Annotated in this window: 22 protein-coding genes, 4 pseudogenes and 1 other annotated feature; of the genes and pseudogenes, 10 read left to right on the forward strand and 16 right to left on the reverse strand. The window is 63.3% G+C overall.

Annotation, left to right across the window (positions count from 1 at the left end; genetic code table 11):
• Positions 1-12: 12 nt before the first annotated feature.
• From ACSW29_RS30610 to ACSW29_RS30630, 5 genes and pseudogenes are all read left to right on the forward strand, one after another.
• A complete protein-coding gene (locus ACSW29_RS30610; protein ID WP_231915860.1) occupies positions 13-1,245 on the forward strand; it encodes a GntR family transcriptional regulator in 1,233 nt (410 codons plus the stop codon).
• Between the two features lie 28 nt (positions 1,246-1,273).
• Entirely contained in the window at positions 1,274-1,612 is a 339-nt protein-coding gene (locus ACSW29_RS30615; RefSeq protein ID WP_042925975.1) for a rhodanese-like domain-containing protein, read from the forward strand.
• A gap of 1 nt (position 1,613) precedes the next feature.
• Positions 1,614-2,456 (forward strand): sulfite exporter TauE/SafE family protein, encoded by an 843-nt coding sequence (locus ACSW29_RS30620; RefSeq protein ID WP_042925974.1) that lies wholly within the window; start codon positions 1,614-1,616, stop codon positions 2,454-2,456.
• Between the two features lie 79 nt (positions 2,457-2,535).
• Positions 2,536-4,309: pseudogene (ctaD, locus tag ACSW29_RS30625) on the forward strand (aa3-type cytochrome oxidase subunit I).
• The gene (locus tag ACSW29_RS30630) at positions 4,306-4,779 is read left to right on the forward strand and encodes a hypothetical protein (protein ID WP_058228376.1); all 474 of its coding nucleotides are present in this window, start codon (positions 4,306-4,308) and stop codon (positions 4,777-4,779) included. The pseudogene ctaD and the gene ACSW29_RS30630 overlap by 4 nt, the downstream one beginning before the upstream one ends.
• Before the next feature lie 633 nt (positions 4,780-5,412).
• Here the strand turns inward: ACSW29_RS30630 and ACSW29_RS30635 are convergent.
• Positions 5,413-6,288 carry a sigma-70 family RNA polymerase sigma factor gene (locus ACSW29_RS30635; RefSeq protein WP_074447159.1) on the reverse strand — a complete coding sequence of 292 codons (876 nt, stop codon included), beginning with the start codon at positions 6,286-6,288 and terminating at the stop codon, positions 5,413-5,415.
• A 33-nt stretch (positions 6,289-6,321) separates the two neighbouring features.
• Between ACSW29_RS30635 and ACSW29_RS30640 the strand changes: the two genes are divergently transcribed.
• The gene (locus tag ACSW29_RS30640; protein WP_006898201.1) at positions 6,322-6,537 is read left to right on the forward strand and encodes a YgaP-like transmembrane domain; all 216 of its coding nucleotides are present in this window, start codon (positions 6,322-6,324) and stop codon (positions 6,535-6,537) included.
• Between the two features lie 22 nt (positions 6,538-6,559).
• Here ACSW29_RS30640 and ACSW29_RS30645 read toward each other — a convergent pair whose 3' ends face one another.
• From ACSW29_RS30645 to ACSW29_RS30655, 3 genes are all read right to left on the reverse strand, one after another.
• On the reverse strand, positions 6,560-7,678 hold the full coding sequence (locus ACSW29_RS30645; RefSeq protein WP_231917489.1) for a hypothetical protein: 1,119 nt from the start codon (positions 7,676-7,678) through the stop codon (positions 6,560-6,562).
• Between the two features lie 53 nt (positions 7,679-7,731).
• Complete coding sequence (locus tag ACSW29_RS30650) at positions 7,732-8,139, reverse strand: DUF302 domain-containing protein (RefSeq protein WP_042925972.1); 408 nt, start codon at positions 8,137-8,139, stop codon at positions 7,732-7,734.
• 75 nt (positions 8,140-8,214) lie between these two features.
• A complete protein-coding gene (locus ACSW29_RS30655) occupies positions 8,215-8,727 on the reverse strand; it encodes a hypothetical protein (RefSeq protein ID WP_042925971.1) in 513 nt (170 codons plus the stop codon).
• 106 nt (positions 8,728-8,833) lie between these two features.
• Here ACSW29_RS30655 and ACSW29_RS30660 point away from each other — a divergent pair, with 106 nt between their 5' ends.
• Together ACSW29_RS30660 and ACSW29_RS30665 are read left to right on the forward strand one after the other, a co-directional pair.
• A complete protein-coding gene (locus ACSW29_RS30660) occupies positions 8,834-9,562 on the forward strand; it encodes a DsbA family protein (RefSeq protein WP_042925970.1) in 729 nt (242 codons plus the stop codon).
• 11 nt (positions 9,563-9,573) lie between these two features.
• Positions 9,574-10,446, forward strand: coding sequence for a cytochrome c biogenesis CcdA family protein (locus ACSW29_RS30665; protein ID WP_042925969.1), 873 nt, complete (start codon positions 9,574-9,576; stop codon positions 10,444-10,446).
• A 37-nt stretch (positions 10,447-10,483) separates the two neighbouring features.
• Here the strand turns inward: ACSW29_RS30665 and ACSW29_RS30670 are convergent, their stop codons facing one another.
• From ACSW29_RS30670 to ACSW29_RS30685, 4 genes are read right to left on the reverse strand one after another with little or no spacing between them, the layout of a single operon-like run.
• Positions 10,484-10,831 (reverse strand): DsrE family protein, encoded by a 348-nt coding sequence (locus tag ACSW29_RS30670; protein ID WP_042925967.1) that lies wholly within the window; start codon positions 10,829-10,831, stop codon positions 10,484-10,486.
• Positions 10,828-11,061, reverse strand: coding sequence for a hypothetical protein (locus tag ACSW29_RS30675; protein ID WP_306670234.1), 234 nt, complete (start codon positions 11,059-11,061; stop codon positions 10,828-10,830). Before ACSW29_RS30675 ends, ACSW29_RS30670 begins: the two co-directional genes overlap by 4 nt.
• The gene (locus ACSW29_RS30680; protein WP_306670235.1) at positions 11,036-11,518 is read right to left on the reverse strand and encodes a class I SAM-dependent methyltransferase; all 483 of its coding nucleotides are present in this window, start codon (positions 11,516-11,518) and stop codon (positions 11,036-11,038) included. Before ACSW29_RS30680 ends, ACSW29_RS30675 begins: the two co-directional genes overlap by 26 nt.
• Before the next feature lie 43 nt (positions 11,519-11,561).
• Positions 11,562-12,188, reverse strand: a complete 627-nt coding sequence (locus tag ACSW29_RS30685) for a peroxiredoxin (RefSeq protein ID WP_042926436.1) — start codon at positions 12,186-12,188, stop codon at positions 11,562-11,564.
• Positions 12,189-12,246: 58 nt separating this feature from the next.
• On the opposite strand from ACSW29_RS30685, the gene ACSW29_RS30690 reads away from it, so the two are divergent.
• Entirely contained in the window at positions 12,247-12,924 is a 678-nt protein-coding gene (locus ACSW29_RS30690) for a GntR family transcriptional regulator (protein WP_167349920.1), read from the forward strand.
• A 269-nt stretch (positions 12,925-13,193) separates the two neighbouring features.
• On the opposite strand, the pseudogene ACSW29_RS30695 reads toward ACSW29_RS30690, so the two are convergent.
• From ACSW29_RS30695 to ACSW29_RS30710, 4 genes and pseudogenes are all read right to left on the reverse strand, one after another.
• Positions 13,194-13,508: pseudogene (locus ACSW29_RS30695) on the reverse strand (integrase core domain-containing protein); the annotation flags it as partial.
• A 4-nt stretch (positions 13,509-13,512) separates the two neighbouring features.
• Positions 13,513-14,910 (reverse strand): IS30 family transposase, encoded by a 1,398-nt coding sequence (locus ACSW29_RS30700; RefSeq protein WP_051649791.1) that lies wholly within the window; start codon positions 14,908-14,910, stop codon positions 13,513-13,515.
• Positions 14,910-15,901: pseudogene (locus ACSW29_RS30705) on the reverse strand (IS3 family transposase); the annotation flags it as partial. The gene ACSW29_RS30700 and the pseudogene ACSW29_RS30705, both read right to left, overlap by 1 nt.
• Positions 15,486-15,614: a sequence feature (AL1L pseudoknot), on the reverse strand. Its footprint overlaps the pseudogene before it by 129 nt.
• A 627-nt stretch (positions 15,902-16,528) precedes the next feature.
• Entirely contained in the window at positions 16,529-17,215 is a 687-nt protein-coding gene (locus ACSW29_RS30710) for a TetR/AcrR family transcriptional regulator (RefSeq protein ID WP_042926433.1), read from the reverse strand.
• A gap of 128 nt (positions 17,216-17,343) precedes the next feature.
• Between ACSW29_RS30710 and ACSW29_RS30715 the strand changes: the two are divergent.
• A pseudogene (locus tag ACSW29_RS30715) lies at positions 17,344-17,619 on the forward strand (MFS transporter); the annotation flags it as partial.
• Between the two features lie 268 nt (positions 17,620-17,887).
• Here ACSW29_RS30715 and ACSW29_RS30720 read toward each other — a convergent pair.
• The 4 genes from ACSW29_RS30720 to ACSW29_RS30735 form a co-directional block, all read right to left on the reverse strand.
• Positions 17,888-19,102, reverse strand: a complete 1,215-nt coding sequence (locus tag ACSW29_RS30720; RefSeq protein WP_003942419.1) for a cytochrome P450 — start codon at positions 19,100-19,102, stop codon at positions 17,888-17,890.
• On the reverse strand, positions 19,099-19,632 hold the full coding sequence (locus ACSW29_RS30725; RefSeq protein ID WP_003942418.1) for a PaaI family thioesterase: 534 nt from the start codon (positions 19,630-19,632) through the stop codon (positions 19,099-19,101). The genes ACSW29_RS30720 and ACSW29_RS30725 overlap by 4 nt, the downstream gene beginning before the upstream one ends.
• Before the next feature lie 273 nt (positions 19,633-19,905).
• The gene (locus tag ACSW29_RS30730) at positions 19,906-21,537 is read right to left on the reverse strand and encodes a fatty acid--CoA ligase (protein ID WP_448278979.1); all 1,632 of its coding nucleotides are present in this window, start codon (positions 21,535-21,537) and stop codon (positions 19,906-19,908) included.
• Between the two features lie 83 nt (positions 21,538-21,620).
• Positions 21,621-22,688 (reverse strand): BtrH N-terminal domain-containing protein, encoded by a 1,068-nt coding sequence (locus tag ACSW29_RS30735; protein ID WP_003942427.1) that lies wholly within the window; start codon positions 22,686-22,688, stop codon positions 21,621-21,623.
• Positions 22,689-22,722 lie beyond the last annotated feature (34 nt).

Genomic DNA, 22,722 nt, shown 5'->3' on the forward strand with positions numbered 1-22,722 from the left:
TCGGAGGCGGTCGTGCTGTCCGCCGCCGGTTCGGTCCTGTGCTCGCCCAGCCGGCTCGCCGCGCCACCTGCGGTAGAGCAGACCCCGGGCGACACTCCCGATCCGGCACCGACTGGCCTGATCCGGGACCGACTGGGAAGCGACGTGATGCCGCGTCGCTACGCCGACGGATTCGCCAGGTTCGGCGCGATCTCCACCAGGAGCTCGTTCGCGCTCGGCGAGAACTTTCTCGATGCGAGGGTCGTCTCGTTGCGTGTCGACGACGCTGACGGATGGTCCGTCGTGGACGGGGGAGCTGCGGCACCCGAGGTTCTCGGTGAAGATCGCTTCGACGCGTACAGAGCATCACACCCGCCCGTACGGATGTACGTACATTTGTTGTACAGTGGCCTCGAGGGGGCCAGCAGCAGGCGGCTCGAATTCGGATTCCGACACAGATCGACAGGAGGGCCTCTGATGGTTGAACCAGATCGCAGTGCCGCGCTCGACCGCTCCAGTGCGATGCCGCTGTGGGCGCAACTGCATGCCGATCTGGTCCGCCGAATCGGTGACGACGAATTCGCCGGCTCCGAGTTCCCGGGCGAGCATGCGTTGACGACGAGCTACGGCGTCAGCCGTCACACCACCCGCGAGGCCCTGCGGCACCTGCGGAACGAAGGAATCTTGATTGCAGAGCGCGGTCGGCCTTCTCGACTGGCCGGTCCGCCGGTGATCGAGCAACCTCTCGGTGCGCTCTACAGTCTCTTCGCTGCCGTGGAAGCCACGGGTGTTGCTCAGCACAGCGTGGTGCGTGCACTCGAACTGCGGACCGACCCCGCGGTCGCTGTCACTCTGCAGGTCGGTCCCAAGGCTCCGCTGCTCTACCTGGAGCGCATCCGTATGGCAGGGGCCATGCCGTTGGCGCTCGACTATGCCTGGTTGCCGGGGGATCTGGCACGCGACCTCCTGGATGCGGACTTCACTCACACGGCTCTGTACATCGAGCTCGAGCAACGCTGCGGCATCCGCCTCACCGGTGGCCGCGAGGACGTCACTGCCGTCGTCCCGGATCGGGAGGATGCGGCAGCACTCGAACTCGATTCGAAGACCGCCGCGCTGTCGATCCGCCGCTTGGGTTGCATGAATTCCCGGCCGGTGGAGTTGCGGCACACAGTGGTTCGAGGAGATCGGTTCACCGTCTCGGCCACGTTCTCACCGAGCGAGGGCTATCGCTTCGTGCCGGCCACGCCGCTGCACGCCCTGTAAGCACCCACTGATCCAAGGAGCGTTGTTCATGACTGGAGCACCACCGGAAGCCGATCCGGCCGCTGCACACGCACTGATCGCCGAATCGGGAGCCATCCTGATCGATGTCCGCGAGGACGACGAATGGGCAGCCGGCCACGCCCCGGACGCCGTCCATGTACGCCTCGGCGATCTCGATCCTGCTGCCTACCCTCCTGAGCAGAAATTGGTCGTGGTGTGCCGCTCGGGCGCTCGGTCGAGCACAGCTGTCGCGGCCCTCACCGATGCCGGTCGCGCAGCGCACAATCTGTCGGGCGGAATGAAAGCGTGGCACGAAGACGGCCGCCCTGTGGTCCGTGATGACGGCACCCCCGGCGCAGTGATCTGACATGGTCGCCACCCTCGCGATCGCAGTTGCCGCAGGGATTCTCATCGGGCTCTCCCTCGGCGCACTCGGTGGTGGGGGATCGATACTGACTGTTCCTGCCCTGGTGTATCTCCTTGCGGTCGAACCGCAATCGGCAACGAGCGCCTCGTTGATCATCGTCGGAATCACCTCGATCATCGCGGCCATCAGCCATGCGCGAGCACGGCACGTTCGGTGGCGGGCAGCGGCAGTGTTCGGAATTCTGGGCTCGGTCACCGCCTTCGGCGGGTCGATCCTCAACCGATCGGTCGACCCGCAGATCTTGCTGCTCGCGTTCGCGGCACTGATGATCGTCGCCGCCGGTGCGATGCTGCGCCGCACCCGGCGCGGACACGATGCCGACCTACCGACACCGGACCCGGCCGAGACCGCGGGAACACGCCTGAGCGCCGTCGCGGTCGCCACGAAGCCCACGAAAGTGAAGATCACCGCGTCGCAGGTAGTCAAGCTGGTCGCGTCCGCGCTCGTCGTCGGCTTCCTCACCGGGTTTCTGGGAGTAGGCGGCGGCTTCCTCATCGTCCCCGCTCTGGTTCTGGCACTGGGCTATTCGATGCCCGTCGCGGTCGGAACGTCACTGGTGATCATCTCCATCACCAGCGCGGGAGCCTTCACCGAACGCCTCGGCACGGGTGCCACCATCCCGTGGGAGATCGTCGTACCGTTCACCCTCGCGGCAATCGCAGGCTCGTTCGCAGGAAAAGTCATCAGCGACAAAGTCACTGCCACCACACTCACCCGTAGCTTCGCAGCCCTGTTGCTCGCCGTGGCCGTCTACGTCACCGTCCAGGCCTCCATGGCCCTGTAACGCACATCGTTGTGCATCACAGCCTATTTCTGCGCACGCAAATGCGGCGCATCGCACACCTGGATCGAGGAGATCGTCGATGACCGCACTGATTCCCCGCCCTGAGGCGGCCAGGCCGTATCCGGCGCGTAGTGAACCCAAGGGCTGGACACTGCTGCAGTTGGTGACCACCACCGATCACAAGACGATCGGCAAGATGTATCTGGTCACCTCGTTCGGTCTGTTCCTCATCGGCGGGTTGATGGCGTTGTTGATGCGATCCGAACTGGCTGTGCCGGGATTGCAGTTCCTGTCCAACGAGCAGTACAACCAGCTCTTCACCATGCACGGCACGATCATGCTGTTGCTCTACGCAGTCCCGGTGGCGTACGGATTCGCCAATTACATTCTGCCGCTACAGATCGGCGCACCCGACGTAGCGTTCCCGCGCCTCAACGCGTTCGCGTACTGGCTGTATGTCTTCGGGTCGCTGATCGTGCTCGCCGGGTTCATCACTCCGGGAGGTGCCGCGGACTTCGGATGGACCGCCTACACCCCACTGACGAGCGCACTGCATTCCCCCGGTGTCGGTGCCGACCTGTGGGTACTGGGTCTGATCCTGTCCGGCTTGGGCACGATCTTGGGTGCGGTCAACTTCATCACCACCGTGGTGTGCCTGCGCGCACCCGGCATGACGATGTTCCGGATGCCGATCTTCACCTGGAACATACTCGTGACCTCGGTGCTGGTACTGCTGGCGTTCCCGACCTTCGCGGCCGCGTTGGCCGGGCTGGCCTTCGATCGACACTTCGGTGGTCACGTGTTCGACCCGGCGACCGGGGGAGCGGTGCTCTGGCAGCACCTGTTCTGGTTCTTCGGCCATCCCGAGGTCTACATCGTCGCGCTCCCGTTCTTCGGCATCGTCTCCGAAATCTTCCCGGTCTTCAGCCGCAAACCCATCTTCGGCTACAAGGGCCTGATCTTCGCCACCCTCGGCATCGCAGCGCTCTCGATCACGGTGTGGGCGCACCACATGTACGCCACCGGAGCTGTTCTGCTGCCGTTCTTTTCGTTCATGTCCTTCCTCATCGCCGTGCCGACCGGGGTGAAGTTGTTCAACTGGATCGGCACCATGTGGCGAGGACAGGTCACCCTGGAAACCCCGATGCTGTTCAGCATCGGGGTTTCTGATCACGTTCCTGTTCGGCGGACTGACCGGTGTGCTGCTGGCCAGCCCCCCGATCGATTTCCACGTCACCGACACCTACTTCGTGGTGGCGCACTTCCACTACGTGCTGTTCGGGACCATCGTCTTCGCCACCTACGCCGGGGTGTACTTCTGGTTTCCCAAGATCACCGGACGCATGCTCGACGAACGCCTCGGCAAGTGGCACTTCTGGACGACGTTCGTCGGCTTCCACATGACGTTCCTGGTTCAGCACTGGCTCGGCAACGAAGGGATGCCGCGCCGCTACGCCGATTACCTGCCCTCCGACGGATTCACCACCCTGAACCTGATCTCCTCGATCGGAGCGTTCATCCTCGGACTGTCCACGCTGCCGTTCGTGTGGAATGTGTTCAAGTCCTACCGATACGGCGAGGTCGCGACCGTCGACGATCCCTGGGGCTACGGCAATTCCCTCGAATGGGCCACCACCTGCCCACCGCCCCGCCACAATTTCACCGAACTACCCCGGATCCGCTCCGAGCGGCCGGCGTTCGAGCTGCACTACCCTCACATGGTCGAACGTATGCGCACCGAAGCCCATGTCGGGCTGACGGGCCACACCGCCGACGTGCGGGCGCCGTCCGAAATCATCGCCGACGGCGTCGAAGAGGGCACCGCCAGCGGGACCTCAGGGGAGAGTCGGTGACGGGCACGCGGAGACTGCGCTCGACGGGTGCCGCTGTCCTGGTACCGGGGCGGGTGTCGTACGCGATAGCGGTCGCCATGGGGTTCTATGTGCTCGCGCTGATCCTGGTGTTCACATTCCTCGTCCCTCGACTCTCTCCCGGGTCAGCGACCGCTGTCACCGCTGCCGTGGTGGCCGGCTTCGCGGTGCTGCTGATGGCGGCGATGATGTTCGCAGCCCGCACGCCGCTGCATCCCGCAGCAGTGTCTCCGGTCCGCGACACGGCGGCGGACCGAGAGGACGACATCGTCGAAGGGTGGGCGGTGGTCCTGGAATCCGACGTCGATTCACGGCGGGTGGAACTGGAAGTGACGGTGCCCGGGGCCGGAACGTACCGGTGCGATGTGCGTGCAGAACGGTCGATCGTCCGCGCACTGGGACCGGTGCCACCATTTCGGTGTGGGTCGACCCGCAGCACCGTCGGTCGTTGACCTTGGTCGGGGTCGGTCCGAGCATCGACGATGCGTCCGGGAACGGGCGTTGCTGATCGAGCAACCTCGCCCGCACCCCGCGCGGCGGCGAAAGCCACTCCACGGTCGCAGACGTCGATCACGACCACCCTCCGTTGCCCGCCGGACGGCTGGCTGTGCTGGTGATCGACGTGAGTGTGCCTGCGCGACATCGATTCTCCCGCGACGAAGCCCCAGCTTGCTGGCGATGGCACGTGTGGTCGTGGTGTTGCACCTGATCGGGTGGGGACTGTTCGTTCACTAGGATGCGGACCTGCGCATGCACGGTCCGACCGGTCGACGCCGCGACGGGCGAGACCACGAAGACCGGGACCGTGACAACCGAGATCGCGAAGAAATACGACTCGGGTCGCAGCCCTGGCAGGACCAGGGCTGCGGACCGCGATCTACTTTTTGGAGAACATGCGGGAGAACAATCCCGGTGACTTCGGATCGGAGTCGTGCCCCTTGCAGCGATTGGACGCCGGAACGCCCCGCATCACCTGATCGACGTGTTGACCACATCCCGCCCACGTCGTTTTTCCGCATTTCTTGCACGTGACAGCCCTGCACATGAGTCTCTCCCTCGGTCGACGAATCACGCCCCAATATACCCTATGGGGTATCCGATTGAGGGTGTCGGGGGTGATCGGTCCTCGCGGCGGGCAGGGGTCCGCCCAAGCGGGCGACGTCGTAGACGAACTGTTCGGGTACCGCGCTGGTCCACGGCCGCAGGCCGAGTGCGGTCTTGATACCGATCAGGGCCTGTGCGATGGGTGGGCACCGGCGACACTGCCGCAGGTGCGCATCGATGCGGGCCGAGGCGTCGACATCGAGACGCCCGTCCAGGTAGTCCGATGCCGCGGCGAGTGTGCGCCTGCATGCCTGGGAGTCGTTTCGCGGGTGTGCGGGACCGTCGTCGAGGGCGCGTAGCAGCTTCACCCGTGCGCGGTGGATGCGCTTGTACACCGCCGCGGTGGTGAGCGCGCCGACCGCACCGATCTGTGTCGCCGTCCAGCCCTCGCCGTCGTGTAATGCCAGGACCATTCGATCCTCGACGGTCAACGTCGCCAGCGCCGCTCGCACCGTGGACCGATCGCTCAGCGCCTGCGCCACCGTCTCGGGATGCTCGAGGTCGCTGATCGGTCCATCGATCTCGCCCGTGCCCGACGGTTCGGTGCGCTGATTCTCCGCGCGTGCGGCCACATCGCGGGCACGATTGATCGCGATTCGATACAGCCACGTCGTGAGCGCCGATTCGGATCGAAACGTTCTCCGGTTGCGCCACGCGCGTTCGAGGACGTCCTGCACCAGATCGTCGGTATCGGCCGGTGATCGTGTCATCGCGGCTGCGAAGCGACGAAGAGTCGTGCCCTGGTCGATCAGATCGCGCGCGAAGCGCTCGTCGTATGCCGCGCTGTCGAGGTCGGGGCTGGGCTGTTCGCGCGAGGAGCCATGGATTGGTCCACTTCGTCGTTCTCGCCCGTCCAACAGTGAAAGTCCCTCTACAGAACTGGAATCATCATGTCGTTCGTCGAATTCATGCGCAGTACTGCCGGACGCGCACTGCGCATCGTGGTGGGAATAGCTCTGATCGTGGTCGCCGTCGTGCTCGGCGGTGTCGGGGGCATCGTGGTGGGAGTGATCGGCGGTGTCTTCGTGCTGACTGGGGTGATCAACGTGTGTCTGCTCGGCCCGTTGTTCTCCGTCGATCTTCGAGGTCGACCCAAGACGTCCTGAACGGGGTGCGCGGGCGGGCAGCTCAGAAATGGGGGATCACCTTGAACGCGGTGTACCCGTCGTTGCTCTGGGCCAATGCGACACCGTTCGAGGTCACTGCTGTCGGCGCCGCACTCGGTGATGTGCCGGTGACGCGGCCGGAGGTCGCATCGATGGCGGTCACCCCCGAGTCCGACGCGCCGTAGACGATGCCGCCGACCAGAGCGAAGCGGTCGGCACCGGGAAATTGATCGGCGGTGAAACCTCGGGTGCCGTACTGCTCGAACAGGACAGCGATTCCGTCGTCGGTGAGGTCTGCGGTGGTGATCATCGTCGCCCCGCTACTGCTGTCGGCGGTCACCACCATCGGACTGCGGCTACCGCTGATCCATCGGATCTCGGCATCGGAGAGGCGATAGACCGCCTGGATCGGTTCGGGACGGGTCGGGATCGTCCATGCCACGACCACTGCATTGCCGGCGGTAGCGACGAATCGTGCGCTCCCGGGGATCGCTGCGGGGGGCGGGGTGAGAGTGTCGGTGGACCAGGCGATGTTGCCGGTATCGGCGGTCACGACATGCGCTGTGTCGCCGTCGACGGTGACCGCGTATCCACCGGATTCGGAGACCGCACCCGCCAGGTCGGTGCGGTGTCCGTCGGTTTCCGAGACGGCGGCGACAGCCACGGGCGCATCCGTTTGCGAGCAGTCGGCGTCGATCAGCAGCCCGGCCCCGGTCAGGCAGCCTGCAGTGGAGACCGGACCCCATACGAGGTCGCCGGTGCGGGTATCGCGGGCGGTCATCGTGGCCGGTGCCCCCGAACCGGAATCATCGATGTCCTCGGTGATCAACAGCTCACGGTTGTGTGTGCTGGTGACCGCGAACTCGTCGCGATCGGCGGGTACGTCCACGCCGAATCGTGGTGTGCCGGCGTCGTCGAGTACCTGCACCCGGTGCGAACCGGATGCGTCCGAGGAGTCGACGACTCCGACGAACCCGTCCTCGACGATGTGAGGCTGCGACAGGAACGGGATCGACCACAGGGCCGTGTCTCCGAAGCCGCCGGCGGCGCGGACGGCGACGACGGGTGCGCCGCCGGATCGGTGCCCGTGACGTCTCGAGCAGGCGAGGAACTGCACCCCGACACCAGCGCGACTGCGCACAGTGCAACGGTCCCGATCACCGCCCCCGCTCTGCCGATGCGGTGCGCACCCATCTATGTGGTGGTGCTGTCTCCGCCGAGTGCCATGATTGCGCTCTGCAGCAGTGCAGTGGCCCGGTCGGCGACCTCGGCCAGGCCCGCTGCATCCGAGAGCCCCACCATCACCTGGGGGTTCATCGCTTCGACGATGGTGCTGCCGCCGTCGGCTCGCACCACCACGTTGCACGGCAGCAGCAACCCCACCTGCCGATCGGTGTCGATCGCAGCCTTCGCCAACTGCGGATTGCAGGCTCCGAGAATGACGTAGCGTTCGATGTCTGCGTCGATCTTGCTCTTCAACGTCGACTGCATGTCGATCTCGGTGAGCACTCCGAACCCCTGTTCGGCGAGTGCCTCACGGGTTGCATCGACAGTTTCCTCGAACGGCATGTCCACTCGGGTACCGATGGCCAATTCGGTCATAGTTCGTTCGGTTCCTTTCGATCGATGGGGGTGGTGGTCACTCACAGTGGTCCGCGTGGGTCCACCGATACTCGATCATGCCGCGCAGGACGCTGCGGTGCAGTCACGCTTGCGCCATCGCACGATCACGGCAGCGGTCAACATCGTCAGTGATACCCCCGCCAGGAACGGCTGGATCGGGGCCCATAGTCCCAGGGCACCCGAGGTGCCGAGCGCAAGCAGCACCAGCTTGTTGCACACCGGACATCCGACGGCGAAGAAGGTCAATGCGACACCGAGGGCGGCGGGTGTGCCGGTCCGCTCGACCCGCGCGGGTTTGTCGATCCCGAACCACAGTGCGGTCAACAGGGCCGTGGCCAGCAGAACCGGAAGCTCCCATGCCCGCACCGGCACTTCACGGCCGAAGACGGGCGTGTCGATGATGTCGGTGGGAATGCCGACCACCAACACGGTGATCACACCGGCGACAGTGCCGCGTGCCGCCCGCATCCCCCAACGCCGGTACCGAGAGAACTGGGCAACCACCTCGTCATCGGAACGGCCTGCGGTTTCGACGTCGAGGCGGTCGGACGTGGCGGGCTCGGTCATCAGCGAGGATCTCCTACGGGTTGTAGTTGTGTGAGTAGGGTGACACTGTGAGGCTATACCCAGATGGGTATCGCTGCCAGTATTGCCGACTGCCGAAAGGTATTGCATGACTTCGACATCTCGCTCCACTCGCCGACGCGACCTTGTGCTCCTGGCCATCGCCGTGGTGGTGGCGGCCGTGCTCGTGGGAGCTCTCGTGCTCGGAACGACAGGTGACGGCGAGCAGTCGGAGGCGGCACCGGACGCCGGGTCGAGCAGCGTGAGCGGCCCGCCGGCGATGGGACCGCTCGGCGATCTGGCGCACCGCGAGCCCGATGATCCGATGGCCCTCGGCGACGTCGAGGCCCCGGTGGTGATGATCGCCTTCTCGGACTTTCGGTGTCCGTTCTGCGCCCAGTTCAGCCGGGAAACCGAGCCGCAGCTGATCGATCGATACGTCGATACCGGCACCCTGCGCATCGAATGGCGAGATCTACCCATTTTCGGGCAACAATCATTCGATGCTGCCCGGGCCGGACGCGCGGCCGCCGCCCAGGGCAAGTTCTGGGAGTTCACCCGCGCCGTCTACGCCGATGCACCCGAGACCGGTCACGCGGACCTGACACTGGAGACGCTGCAAAGCTACGCGCAACAGGCCGGGGTACCGGATCTGGCTCGGTTCACCGCCGACGCCACCGGCACCGCATTCGATGCCGCGATCACCGCCGACTCCACCGAAGCGCAGTCGCTGGGTATCCCGGCCACTCCGGCGTTCTCGATCAACGGTGATCCGGTTCTGGGCGCACAACCGTTCTCGGAATTCGTCGATCTGATCGACACCGCAGCCGGCGCGTAGGGCGGCCCGCGATGTCGCAGATCGGACTTCTCGGAGCATTTCTCGGCGGGCTCCTGGCACTTCTCAGTCCATGCTCGGCCCTGCTGCTCCCTTCCTTCTTCGCGTACGCCTTCGACGGGGCCGGCAAGCTCGCCGGCCGCACCGGGATCTTCTACCTCGGGCTGGCAGCGGTCCTGGTGCCCCTCGGTGCCGGAGTCGGTGCCATCGGCTCGGCGATCACCCGGTATCGCGAGGTCACCACCATGATCGGCGGCGTGGTCATCATCGCACTCGGAGTGATGATCATCGTCGGTCGCGGCTTCGCGCTGGGGTCCGCTCAGAGAGCAGCCGCGCGCATCGACGTCTCCTCCACCGGATCGGTCTTCGCCCTCGGCGCGGTCTACGGGCTCGCAGGGTTCTGCTCGGGACCCCTGCTCGGCGCGGTCCTGACCGTTGCCGTCGCCGGCGGTCAGGCCGCATACGGCGGAGTGCTCATGGCACTCTACGCAGCGGGGATGGTGATACCCCTGTTCGTGCTGGCGCTGGTATGGGACCGATTCTCGCTCGGATCACGAACGTGGTTGCGCGGCAAGGAAATCAGCATAGGACCGCTGAAGACGCATACCACGTCTCTGATATCGGGGGTACTTTTCATCGGTATCGGAGTGCTGTTCCTGCTCACGGAGGGCACAGCGAACCTCGGCGGCGTCATGGGGGTCGACAGTCAGTACTCGCTGCAGGTCTGGATCAGCGATGTGGCCGACGCGGTACCGAACACCGCAGTACTACTGATCGCAGTGCTGATGATCATCGCAGTCCTGACGGTGCGCATCGTCCGTGGTCGAGGCCGTGACACCGCAGCCGAGTCCTCCGAGCTCGGTGAACGCGAGAACCGAACGCCCTGAGACGATGTGCCTACGACACTGGAGCGGGGATGTGATGTCAGGCGTAGAGCTGTGACCACCCATCTCGCTGACGTCGAGCGAGATGGAGCACTACAGCGGGAACCACTTCGACACCCATCAGCAGATCGTCGTCACCGAGCCCTCTGCCCTCCAGACTGTTGCGGCATGCTTTCACCGTGATGGAGGCCGAATCGATCAACGCCCGCATCTCCAGGGAAATATCCGAACAGCGCAGGGCCGCATCGAGACCCGGTCCGAAGCACACGACTTCGATCGTCACCGGCTCGGTCGCAGCATCGAGAAGGTTGTGGATCGCCCGCACCACCACGGTGGGTGTGGTGTTGACGGCGAACACCACACGCAGGGGAGTCGGATGATCGGTCACGTGAAAGTTCCGCTCTTCAGATCACGGTGAGCTGCGGCGCCCCACGGCTGTGCATGGAGAAGAACATCGATGGCCCGACCCTCGCCGACAGGGCGGACCAGATGTTCCAGCTCGTGGACCTGCAATCCGCTCGCGGCGCGGGCGAGGTCGTCGATGGCGGGCAGGATCGACGGATCCGGCGGGCCCCCGACTCCGTGAGTGAAGTTATCGAGCGCATGACCGAGATACAACAGCCGTCCACCCGGTGCGAGCCAACTTCCTGCACCGGCAATGACGGCAACCAACTCGTCGACCGGTAGATGCAGGAAAGCCGATGGCCACCAGATCCACCGGGCCGGGCGGCTCCCAGGCCCGCACGTCGGCAACGGTGTAGTCGATCGACCGGTCCTCCCCGCCGCTGCGTGCGAGTTCGATTGCCACAGAAGAAAAATCGACAGCATTCACCGTCCACCCCGCGTCGCCCAACCATCGAGCGTGGCGCCCGTTCCCGCACCCCAGATCGACCGCCCGGCCAGGGGGCAGCTCCGCAAACCGCGCAGACAGGGCAGCCGCCGGGGCCGACCCCCACGGATGCTCGACGCTGCTGTACCGAGCATCCCAGTCCGACGAATTCACTGATTCACGCCTTTCCACCGCTGACCACCGCAGGGTCGGACAACCCCACGCGTCGACGAAGCTGTGACTCACTGCACTGTACCCCGGGGGGTAACAGCGCGAACGAGTGCCCTGGTCAGGGCTGCGCGGTCAACCGCAGATAAGGCTTCAAGGTTCGATATCCGGGGAACCGTGTTGTTGCCTCGTCGTCGGAAACGCCCAGTCCGATGATCACGTCTTGACCCGGCTGCCAATCGGCGGGCGTAGCCACTGGCTGACCGTAGGTCAGTTGCAAGCTGTCGATCGCGCGCAGAATTTCCGTGAAGTTGCGGCCGGTGGACATCGGGTAAGTGAGGATCAGCTGTACCGACTTGTCCGGGGCGATGACGAACACCGAACGTACGGTGGCCGCCGCGCTGGCGCTCGGGTGAATCATGTCGTAGAGCTCGGAGACTGCGCGATCGGTGTCTGCGATCATCGGGAAATTCACTGCTGTGCCTTGCGTTTGACCGACATCGCCTTCCCATGCCAGATGCGAATCCACCGAGTCCACAGAGAGGCCGAGTAGCTTGACTCCACGTCGGTCGAACTCAGGTTTCAGCCGCGCTGCCGCACCGAGTTCGGTTGTGCATACGGGCGTGAAGTCACCGGGGTGGGAGAACAGCATTCCCCACGAGTCTCCCAGCCATTCGTGGAAGGAGATCGTTCCTGTGGTCGTAGCGGCGGTGAAATCTGGAGCTGTATCGCCCAATCGAATACTCATCGGTGCATCCTCTCAATAATGGTAGATCCTAAATAATCGATCATCTATGATGGTACATGTGAAAGTCCCCTCGGAGTCGACGGATACTCGGTCAAAGACAGGGCAGGGCGTCACGGTGACCGGTCTGCCCGAACAAATCAAAGATCTGCTGTGGGAACGAATAGCCGATGGCACGTACCCGCCAGGAGATCGGTTGATCGAGACGCGGATCGCTCGTGAGCTCGGCGTGAGCCAAGGTCCCGTCCGTGAAGCTCTTCGGCAGTTGGCCGGAATGGGCCTGGTGGTCTTCGAAGCGCACCGCGGGTGCCGAGTCAGACGGGTCGACCAGGACGAGCTCGATGAGGTGTCAGTGGTGCGCGCCGCACTGGAAGAGACAGCAGCACGACTGGCAGCCGGTCGCGGCATGGCGGTGGACCGCATTGCCGATGAAGTCGACGGTATGCGCTCCGCCGCCGTCACCGCGAACCGTCGAGCATGGGTCGCGCACGCTATGGCATTCCATCGGCTCGTCGTCGCGGCCTCCGGCAACAGCACACTGCTGTCGACGTGGGAGCATCTGTCGATCGAAGGTCGAACCGCTCAACTCGTATTGGCACCAGGATTCGACATGGGTGCCAGCACGGAACAGCACCAAGTAATACTCGAAGCGCTCGGTGCGGGCGATGCCGAAAGGGCCGCTCGGCTGTCCCGCGAACACGAAGAGACCTTCATCCGCGGTGACCCCACGTCAGATTGAGCGGAAGGGCGCGACCACAACGACCGCAGCTGCCTCTGCTTCGCGGCCCGTCACCTATCCAAACGGCGTGGCCGGTTCGGTGGATTCGGACGTCAGGCGACGCTATGCGTGATCCACATCTAGCGTTGGTGACGGTGTATGAAACCCGTGCTCAGTTATGCGAAAAACCGAACGAACCCGAACCACGCCCCGGCGGTAAACGCGCCCAGTCACCGGATGATTCCGTAGCACTCGCTCACTCTGTGAATCGCACCGGCGAGTCCGGAGACTTACTGATTTGAGAACTCCGCAATTCGCGTAGTTCTGTGTTCACCGTAGTAGAACGCCTCGAGTTCGGCAGGAGGCACATCCCCACAATGCTCGTAGAGTCGCCGGTGGTTGAACCAGTCCACCCACTCCAACGTCGCGATCTCCACATGCTCGACCGTTCGCCACGGCCCACGAGGTTTGATCAACTCGGTCTTGTACAACCCGTTGATCGTCTCGGCGAGAGCATTGTCGTAACTCGACCCAGTCGCCCCGATCGAGGCATCGATACCCACCTCAATGAGCCTGTCGGTGAACGCAATTGACGTATATTGGGCGTATTCAACCGGTCGTCGCAACAGTGTGTTGTTGTGCAGATCGTAGCAATTCTTCGAATACCTCCGCGGGGGTGCGCCAATCAAGGATTCCTCGGGGGCGGTTGTTGATCACGTTCGCCACTGCGGTGATCTCCGCGGAATTCCATCGGGAAAGGTCGGTCCCCTTCGGAAAATACTGGCGTAGCAAACCGTTGAGATGCTCATTGCTGCCTCGCTGCCATGGGCTCTTGGCATCAGCGAAATATACTGGGACACCGGTCTGTTCGGTGAAGAGTGCGTGAGCTGAGAGTTCCTTGCCTCGATCCCATGTCAAAGACCGCCTGAGGGTTTTCGGTAGAGGGGTGACGGCCTTGGCCAGGGCGTCTTTCATGGTCAAGGCGCCGTAACCGGCCAGTGCTGGGCCGTTTTTCCTCGGGGGAATCATCCCGTATCCTTTTTGGCGAGGGAGATGGACGAGCACCGCGTAGCGGGAGGTGCGCTCGATCAATGTCGCTACCGCAGAACGCTTCAGTCCGATGATTAAGTCGCCCTCCCAGTGGCCGGCGAGTTTACGATCAGCGACCTCTTTCGGACGTTTAGCCAGCACGGTGTCTGCAGTGACATGAGCCCACGTTTGCTGGCGTGCACGCGATCTGGGCATTCGTTTGGTCCTGCCTCGCCGTAGATGCCAGGATTGCATTCGCTCCAACCCGCCACGGCTTTCGATGTAAAGAGCCTGGTAAATCGCCTCGGCTGAGATCCTCATCGATTCGTCATCGGGGAAATCGAGCGGCAGCCGTTTCGAGATCTGCTCGGGGCTCCACCCCGTCACCCACGCCCGATCTCCGCGATGGGGTTTGTTCTTCCCATCCCAAGACGGACCGTCAGGACCTACGACTTTCCCTGTGGTGGTGTGGACCTCACCGCTGAGCCTGTCCTGCACGTACTCACGCAATCGACCGTTGATGACCATTTTGGCGACCCTGGGCCTGCGAGCACGACGCTCGGCATGCCATTGAGCTGTCGATGCTTTGTACTCGAGTCGGTAGGTTCGCGTTGACGCGTTCCTGCGCAGCTCCCGCGAGATCGTCGACGGGCTGCGGCCCAGACGGCGAGCAATTTGTCGGACTCCTTCGCCTTGCGCACGCCAAAGCGCGATGTCCTCACGCTCGGACGAGGAGATGTACCGTCCAGAAACACTAGGGGGCAGTTGCGGATTCACTCCACCAGCATGCTTGAACCAACGATGAGCGACCGGCTCTGACACTCCGGCGGTAATCCCCGCGTCAACGGTTTTCGCTCCACCGGCGATCGCGATCCAGAAGCGAACCCGGTCTTCACGCCAGGCTATTGTCGGTCGCCCTGGTGAAGCGATCTGTCCTCGATATTCCCGGACTCGTTTCTGCCTCTCGATGGCTCTCATCGAACACCTCTATCGGGTAGGTGTTGCGACGACCGGTTGAATACGCCTTGCGACCCGCGGTCGTTGTGGTGAATGAGCCCGGCCAGTTCGGTAATCCCTTCTCGGCGTCGAGTCCAGATCGCGTGCTCGATCGCATCGAGTACCAACGGTGTCGCCATCGTCGTCGCAGTCCTCCAACCCAGAATCCGCCGTGAATACGCATCGATCACGAACGCGACGTACACCCAACCCGACCACGTCGAAACATAGGTAAAGTCGGCTACCCACAACACATTTGGCGCAACCGGGTTGAACTTTCGCTGCACCAGATCGTCCGCCCGACGGCCTTGTGGATCTGCGATAGTGGTCCGTTTCGCCTTGCCTCGACGTGCACCTTCGAGCCCGAGGACACCCATCAACCGTTCGACCGTGCACCGTGCCACGTCGATGCCTTCTCGACGCATTTCCAGCCACACCTTCCGGGCTCCGTAGACCGAATAATTCTCGGCATGTACACGGCTGACCGCGGCTTTGAGCTCTTCGTCGCGCAGAGCCCGCCGAGATGCGGAACGATTGCGCGCGTCGTAGTAGGTGGACGGCGCAATTGAGCAGCCATGCTCGCTGAGCACCCTGCACATCGGCTCGACGCCGTACTCACTCTTGTATCGGTTGATGAAGTCGATGATCACTTGTTGTTGCGGTCGAGCTCCGCTGCGAAGAAAACCGATGCCGAATTCAGGATCTCGTTGGCGCGCTTGAGTTCCCGATTCTCGGCTCGAAGTTTGCGCATCTCCGCTGCCATTTCGCTCGTCACACCGGGACGTTCGCCGGCGTCGGTCTGAGCTCTCCGGACCCAGTTGAGCAGCGTTTGCGCTGTTCCGATGCCGAGTTTGTCAGCGACGGATTCGACTGCGGCCCACTCGGACGGGTACTCGTGTTGGACTTCTGCGACCATCCGCACTGCCCGCTCACGCAGTTCGGGCGGGTACCTCTTGTTCGTTGCTGAGGACATGACTCCATCTTTCCCAAAGGATGAAGTCTCCGGAAACTCCGGTTCGATTCACTGATTCCGTTGTCGGCGAGAGGCTGCTCGCTTCGTTAGCGAGATTTGTGGACATCACTCTTTAAGCTATGTCGACTTAGTCGACCCTCTAGTGCAGTCCACTTCTGGCATAGTGCAGCCGTCTTCTGAAACTGACATCAGTCGCGCCCAGACGCCCGTTCTTAACCGTCCGGTATGACGACGGTCAAAACGAACACCCAAACCGGCAGGAGGGCGCTCATCGTGTTTCGGATAAGAAGTGATCGTTGATCTTCTTGTTGGTGGTGTGCGTATGTGACTCCGGAAGAGAAGTTGTGGAAGCGTCACGGCGCTCGGTGGCCGTAACAATGCTGGCTTTGCCGGATCGTCGATGTCCTCGACGTCGACGACACATCGACGACCGTCCTGCCTTACCTCGAACGCCGCGAAGCGCTCGTCAACCTCGGCCTTCAGCACCCACGCATCAAGGTCCCACCACACCAACAACGCGCAGGACGGCTGCGCTGAGTCGCCGTCCACTACAGCATGCTTGCTACGACACCGGGCTCTGCGGGTCCGCGACACTTTTTGTTCTGACCGACTGGCCCAGGTCTTCGGTTACCGCGTTCTGTGCTCGGCCGGAGTGGTTGATGCCGCGCCTATTCGGTGGGTGGTGAGGAAGTTGTCGACGAGTCGGGTGCAATCGTCGTGGTCGATGGTGCGCAGTCCGGTGAGGTGTGCGAAGACGATCGGGCCGAGGAGTTCGATGAGGGCGAAGGTGGTGTCGAGTTCGCCGAGCATGGCACGGGCGTCGGGGCTGGTGAGGATGTAGTCGAAGGGTTGGCGGTATTGCTCTATGATGCGGGCGCGTAGCGAGGTGATCGCGGCCGGATCGGGGCGGCGGGCGGGGTCGGTGTGGGCGTCGCCAAGGGACCCCATGGCCAGCCATGCCAGGGTGGTCATCTGTACTGGGGCCTGTTCGATGAGGTCGGATTCGGTGGTGAGCAGTGCGATCAGCCGCTCGCGCACGGGTCCGGTGCCGGAAGGGGTGTCGACGTGAGGGAGTAGCCGTTCGAAGGTTGCCGCGAGCAGGTGATTGGTGCTACCGAAGTGTCGGTATAGAGTCGCGCGCGCGACCCTCGACATGCGGGTGACGGCTTCGACAGTGACCGCTTCGACGCCACCGGTGGACAGCAGATGGGTGGCCGCATCGAGTAACCGGTTGCGTGAGCGTGCTAGCCGCGGATCGGCCTGCTCGTCGACTGCGGTGAGTGAGTCGGTCGTGGCGTGGTCCGGGGCGGTCATGGGAGCGCGCTCCTCCGATTCGTCTCGTTCAGCCCTGGGCGTATGTGTCGACTCTATCCCGAGCCCCCACCACTATGATACGAATGGTCTCGTACCGAGACTGTTGGTCTTTGAGTTGGGAGGCGCCGGTGGACACACCTGGGACGGGCGCTGTTGAGATCGACCGGTGGACCAGGGCCGAGTGGTGGATGCTGACGGTGTCGTGCCTGGCGGTGGCGCTGGTGGTCGCGGCCATGGCGGCGTTGTACTCGGCGTTGCCGCAGATCGCGGTCGAGACCGGGGCGACGCAAGCCCAGTTGACCTGGATCGTCGACGGTTACACGCTGGTGCTGGCGTGTCTTGTGCTGCCTGCCGGAGCAATCGGTGACCGTTACGGGCGTCGCGGTGTGCTGGTCACGGGGCTGCGGTATTCTCTCTCCCGGCCCCGCCACCAGCCGCTCACATGTACCACACGCGCACGCTCACGTCTACCACACGCGCAGGCCGTAAACTCGTCTCCCTGAGCATGGATCTGACAAACTGGTTCCGGTCGCGCCGTGCAAGCGAGTCGGCGCCCGACCTGCGAAGCCTAGGAAAGGCTGCGCTGACACTGCGACTCCGATCGATTGAGGTGGTTCGGTCGGGTTCAACTCCCGAGACTTTGAGCCCTTCTGGTGGGGGGTAGGGGAGGGCTCATCTGGTTGCCACCTTTAAACTCGATAGCCCGCGGAAGGATAGCCCGGTACGCCAGCGAGGCTGTTCGACGAGCTGGAGACCGGGAAAACGAGCCACCAGGATCGGGAACAGTAGGGATCCTTCGAGCCGGGCCAGCGGCGCGCCGAGACAGAAGTGAATGCCGGCGCCGAACGACAACGGTGGGACTCCGGTTCGGGTGATGTCGAGCTTATCCGGGTCACAAAATCGGTCCGGATCTCTGTTGGCCGCCCCGAGCAAGGTCAATACGATCTGACCGGGATGTAGATCGACTCCTGCCAGCCGTGTCGGCTCGAGCACCGTGCGCCCGTTGGTCTGGACGGGGGAGTCGTAACGCAACAATTCTTCGACGGCATTGCTCGCCAAGTCGGGCCTGGCACCCAGTTCGCGCATTTGGTCGGGGTGAGCGAGCAGCGCGGCGACGCCGTTGCCGATGAGGTTTGTGGTGGTTTCGAACCCTGCGGCGAACAACAGAATCGCGGTGCCGACGCATTCGTCGTCATCCAGGATGTCGTCGCCGTGCGCGACGGCGAGTCGGCTGAGTAGGTCATCGGCGGGGCGGGCGCGTTTGACCGCCAACAGGTCAGCGAAATACATGGCAAGTTGGTTCTCGGCTTCACAGGCGGCGGTCAGAGCCTCAACATTGGCTCCGGGTTCCAGTGAGGCGAGCAGGGCACGCACCAATGGCGCGGCAACTGCCCGATCGGCCGCGGGAACTCCCAGAAGTTCGCCTATCACATTCACAGGCAGCGGGAGCGCCAGATCGGTGATGATGTCGACGAAGACCTGTACCTCCATGACGTTAAGTAGGTGATGGATCTGTGTGATGATGCGGCTGCGCAACTCGTCAATGTGTCGAGGGGTGAACACGTCGGCCACCAGTCGACGCAGCCGGTGATGGTCAGGGGGGTTACGGAACAGCATGGTGCGCCGGAATCGATGCATGGCCCGACGTTGCAGCTCGTCAGGGATCTCGGACAAGCCGAAGCCCAGCGACTCGTCGGCCTTGCCGAGTCTGCGGTCGCGGAGCGCCGCCGCGCAATCGTCGTAGCGACTCAATACCAGCACCCCCGATCGCGTAACCAAGACGGGGCGCGTCTCTCGCAGCCGTCGGAACGCTTCGTAAGGTCCGGCTGCGCCGTGATCGGTGAGTAAGGCGTCCAGGAGCAGTTCCCTCTCGGTCGGTACATTCATGCTTGCCTCTTAGTATTCGCCTGTGACTGCAGGAAATGTTCGACGTCGACCAGGATGAACAGGGCGGTCGCCGTGGTGACCGATCGACCCTCTATATCCTCGATCCTGGCCGCGAGATTCAATTTCCGGCCATCGCGAGACCGTGTATCGGCGTGCAGGGTGTAAGGCGTGGCAAGCAGAACCGGCGCGAGGTAGTCGAGTTCGAGACGGCGCGTCACGCCGAGTTCTCCGACCGTGTAGAGCAGGAAACCGAAAAGATCGTCGATTACGGTCGCCACCGCGCCGCCGTGTGCTATCCTGGGCGCCCCTACGTGACGTTGGTCGAAGAGGTGGTGAGCAACGACGCCGTCTCGGCAACGCCGTACCGACAGGTAATGCCCGTGCGGGTTCGTCGGCCCGCACCCAAGACAGTTGGGGTGGTGGGGTGGCAACTCAGGCGAGCTAGATTCTTCCAGCGGCCGGAATGAGCGCACCCAGTCCTCCATGTCTGGGTCGACCGACCCCCCGACCGCATCCGAAGCTTTGCCCATGGTCCGACCTTCCTGTCGATGAAACCGCGCTTAATGCCGGTCTCGAGTGTGACCGTTATGCAAATACACCTGAGCGCACTCCGGAGAGTGCGGTGGCAGCCCTTCGCTCAACTCCACGTTGGTCAGGCGAGGTGTCCCGCCCAACGGGAGATCACGACCCCATCTCCTTCACCAGTGCCGTAGTCTGCGATGGACGCCGGTGTCGTGAAAAACTTCCCGCCCCGCGTTCCATCTGCCTCGTCCTATTCAGAACTCCGGTTGGAAAAAAATTTCCTAGATTTCGATGACAGCTAGCTCTCCTTCGGCGTGCAGGGAGCGTAGGCGCTTCTTGTCGAACTTGCCGACTGAGGTCTTGGGCACCTCGGAGATGAAGCACCAACGCTCGGGCAGCCACCACTTGGCGACCTTGCCGTCGAGGAAGTCGCGCAGATTAGCAGGTGTGGGCTCGTGGCCCTCACGTGGAACGATCACCGCGAGGGGGCGTTCTTGCCACTTCTCGTCCGGCACTCCGATCACAGATGCCTCGAGCACGTCTGGATGACCGGCAAGCAGCAGTTCGAGCTCGACCGAGGAGATCCACTCCCCGCCGGACTTGATCACGTCCTTGGCGCGGTCGGTCAGCGTCACGAAATTGCGTGTATCGATCCGCCCGACGTCGCCGGTGCGTAACCACCCTTCCTGAAACTTCTCACTGTCATGCTCCTCGCCGACGTACGAGCCGGTAATCCAGGGCCCGCGTGCTTGCAACTCACCGACCGCTTCGCCGTCGTGCGGGAGCTTATTGCCCTCGTCGTCGACAATCCTCAGCTCCACCCCTGCAACCGGGCGGCCTTGGGTGGCGCGCAGGCGCCAGCGCTCCTGCACATCGAGCGATACCGGTGGGCGTGCGATGGCGGCCAGCGGCGAGGTTTCGGTCATTCCCCATGCCTGGACGACCTGCACGCCGTACCTCTCCTCGAAGGCCTCCATCAGGTGAAGGGGTACTGCGGAACCACCGCAGGCGACCAGACCGAGAGAGGAGATGTCATAGCTGGAGTTTGCCTCCAAGAAGTTTAAGACGTCATTCCAGATCGTCGGAACTGCGCCCGCGACGGTCGGCCTCTGCGCGTCGATGAGCCGCACCAGCGGCTCAGCCTGCAGGAACCTGTCAGGCATGAGTAGGTCGGCGCCCGACATAAGGGCGGCATAGACTAGTCCCCAAGCGTTGGCGTGGAACATCGGCACGATGGCAAGGATCCGATCATCGCAGCTGACTCGCAGTCCGTCGGCGGCGCAGGCCGCCATCGAATGCAAGTACGTCGACCGGTGGCTGTAGGCGACCCCTTTGGGGTTGCCGGTGGTACCCGAGGTATAACACATAGCGGCTGCGGACTGCTCATCGAGATCAGGCCAGTCGAACGTATCGGACTGAGAGGCGAGGAACTCCTCGTACCCCACGACCCTGACCCCGTCACGGTGCAGCGGGGTAAGGTCCACTTCGCCGGTCACGACGACGGTGTGCACGCTGGTGAGCTGCAGCAGTACAGGGGCCAGCAAGGGCAGCAGGCTTCCATCGAGAATTACGACCTGATCCTCGGCGTGGTTGCCGATGTAGACAAGTTGATCAGGGGTGAGACGTAGGTTCAGGGTGTGCAGCACTGCGCCCATCGAGGGCACCGCACAGTAGGCCTCAACATGCTCCTGGTTGTTCCACATAAAGGTCGCAACACGCTCATCGCCTGTGATCCCGCAACCGCGCAATGCGTTGGCCAACTGTGCGGCTCTCCGTCCGACTTCGGCGAAAGTGCCGACCTTAACGCTCCCGTCGGACTGCAAGGTCCGTACGGTTGCCGAGCTATGCACACTCGAACCGTGGCGCAGAATCGCCGCAGTTGTCAAGGGAAAGTTCATCATCGTGCTCTGCATACCATTCCTTCATTCGATAGTGCCTGCGAACGAACAGCGATCCGCAGATCAATTCACCGGGCGTCCTGGTTAACAGCGGGCTGTCAGAGACCTGCAGCCGTAAGTGAGGTTGAAGCCAATTCCAGGGACTCGACCAGGTTCGACTCGAGTTCTGGTAGTCGGCTAGCCGCCGTGACCACCGCCGCTAAGCGAGCGCGCGCATCAATGTCGCGTTGGGTCCCGGCACGTGCAGTTTCGGTCCATGCCTGCGCACAACGGCTGGCGGCGACGGCGAGGTCGGCGGTGGCTAGATCACCGGTCAGGCGTGCGACATCCGCGCAGCCATCGGCGAGCAACCGGCGGAATAGGCCGCCGCCGGTGCCCGCCTTCTCGATGAAAGCGCCCAGACTGAACAGGAAGATCTCAAGATCTCTTGTCGGAAGGTCTGCCCAGGCTCGAAGGTCGGCCGCCAACTGCTCGACTGCAGCTAGCCCCTCGGCCCCGGCCTCCATGGTCGTGAGATCAACGATCCCCGGCTGTGACGGGTGGCGCATGTTGGCCGCGGATTGGCGAAATGCCTCTGCCGCCACTGTTGCCATGTCTGGCAGCGCGCTCGGCCAGGTGATGCGGTATGTACAGTGGCGCGTCGGTTGAGGGAAGGACGTCGAGGAACGCGCCCGAGCCAGCGAATCGAGCGGGACTTCCTGCACCTCGGCGCGATCATTGTCTACGACGAAGGCAATCCCCTTAGCTTCGTCGTAACCGATCACCACGATGTCGTGGCGACTCATCTGCAACTGGACCTGCAGGTACGGTAGCTCGGCTATGTCGCCCCACACCAGGCTGGGTCTGCCTGCGTCGATCTCGTCGAGAACCCAAGACCATCCCTCACTGGGATCGTCGGTGGTGAGAACGTGGACCTGTCCGCCTAGCCGGCGGGGTAGATCGATTTCGAAGTCGGCCCCTCGTCCCACCAAATACAATGGTGGAACCAGGTCATTCGATCGGAGGTACGCTAGCCCCAGCGAGCCGCCGAGTGCGAACACCAGACCTTCATCGGGTGGCCCTTCCCACCCCAGTCCATGCCAGTGCAGAAGATCCCGCATTGCGCCAGAACCACAGTGCCCCCCGATCTGATGGGGGTAGTCCTTGATCAGGATCTTGCGGGGCATGTATCTTCCTTTTCTGGGTGGTGGGTTCGAAGAC

This window comes from Rhodococcus sp. GB-02 (assembly GCF_053470465.1).

Coding starts and splice junctions, on each gene's coding strand:
- ACSW29_RS30685 (WP_042926436.1), bottom strand. CDS start 12,188: ATGAGTATTCGATTGGGCGATACAGCTCCAGATTTCACCGCCGCTACG.
- ACSW29_RS30720 (WP_003942419.1), bottom strand. CDS start 19,102: ATGAATGTACCGACCGAGAGGGAACTGCTCCTGGACGCCTTACTCACC.
- ACSW29_RS30725 (WP_003942418.1), bottom strand. CDS start 19,632: ATGGGCAAAGCTTCGGATGCGGTCGGGGGGTCGGTCGACCCAGACATG.
- ACSW29_RS30730 (WP_448278979.1), bottom strand. CDS start 21,537: ATGCAGAGCACGATGATGAACTTTCCCTTGACAACTGCGGCGATTCTG.
- ACSW29_RS30620 (WP_042925974.1), top strand. CDS start 1,614: ATGGTCGCCACCCTCGCGATCGCAGTTGCCGCAGGGATTCTCATCGGG.
- ACSW29_RS30660 (WP_042925970.1), top strand. CDS start 8,834: ATGACTTCGACATCTCGCTCCACTCGCCGACGCGACCTTGTGCTCCTG.
- ACSW29_RS30700 (WP_051649791.1), bottom strand. CDS start 14,910: ATGAGAGCCATCGAGAGGCAGAAACGAGTCCGGGAATATCGAGGACAG.
- ACSW29_RS30665 (WP_042925969.1), top strand. CDS start 9,574: ATGTCGCAGATCGGACTTCTCGGAGCATTTCTCGGCGGGCTCCTGGCA.
- ACSW29_RS30615 (WP_042925975.1), top strand. CDS start 1,274: ATGACTGGAGCACCACCGGAAGCCGATCCGGCCGCTGCACACGCACTG.
- ACSW29_RS30735 (WP_003942427.1), bottom strand. CDS start 22,688: ATGCCCCGCAAGATCCTGATCAAGGACTACCCCCATCAGATCGGGGGG.
- ACSW29_RS30640 (WP_006898201.1), top strand. CDS start 6,322: ATGTCGTTCGTCGAATTCATGCGCAGTACTGCCGGACGCGCACTGCGC.
- ACSW29_RS30655 (WP_042925971.1), bottom strand. CDS start 8,727: ATGACCGAGCCCGCCACGTCCGACCGCCTCGACGTCGAAACCGCAGGC.
- ACSW29_RS30710 (WP_042926433.1), bottom strand. CDS start 17,215: ATGACCGCCCCGGACCACGCCACGACCGACTCACTCACCGCAGTCGAC.
- ACSW29_RS30650 (WP_042925972.1), bottom strand. CDS start 8,139: ATGACCGAATTGGCCATCGGTACCCGAGTGGACATGCCGTTCGAGGAA.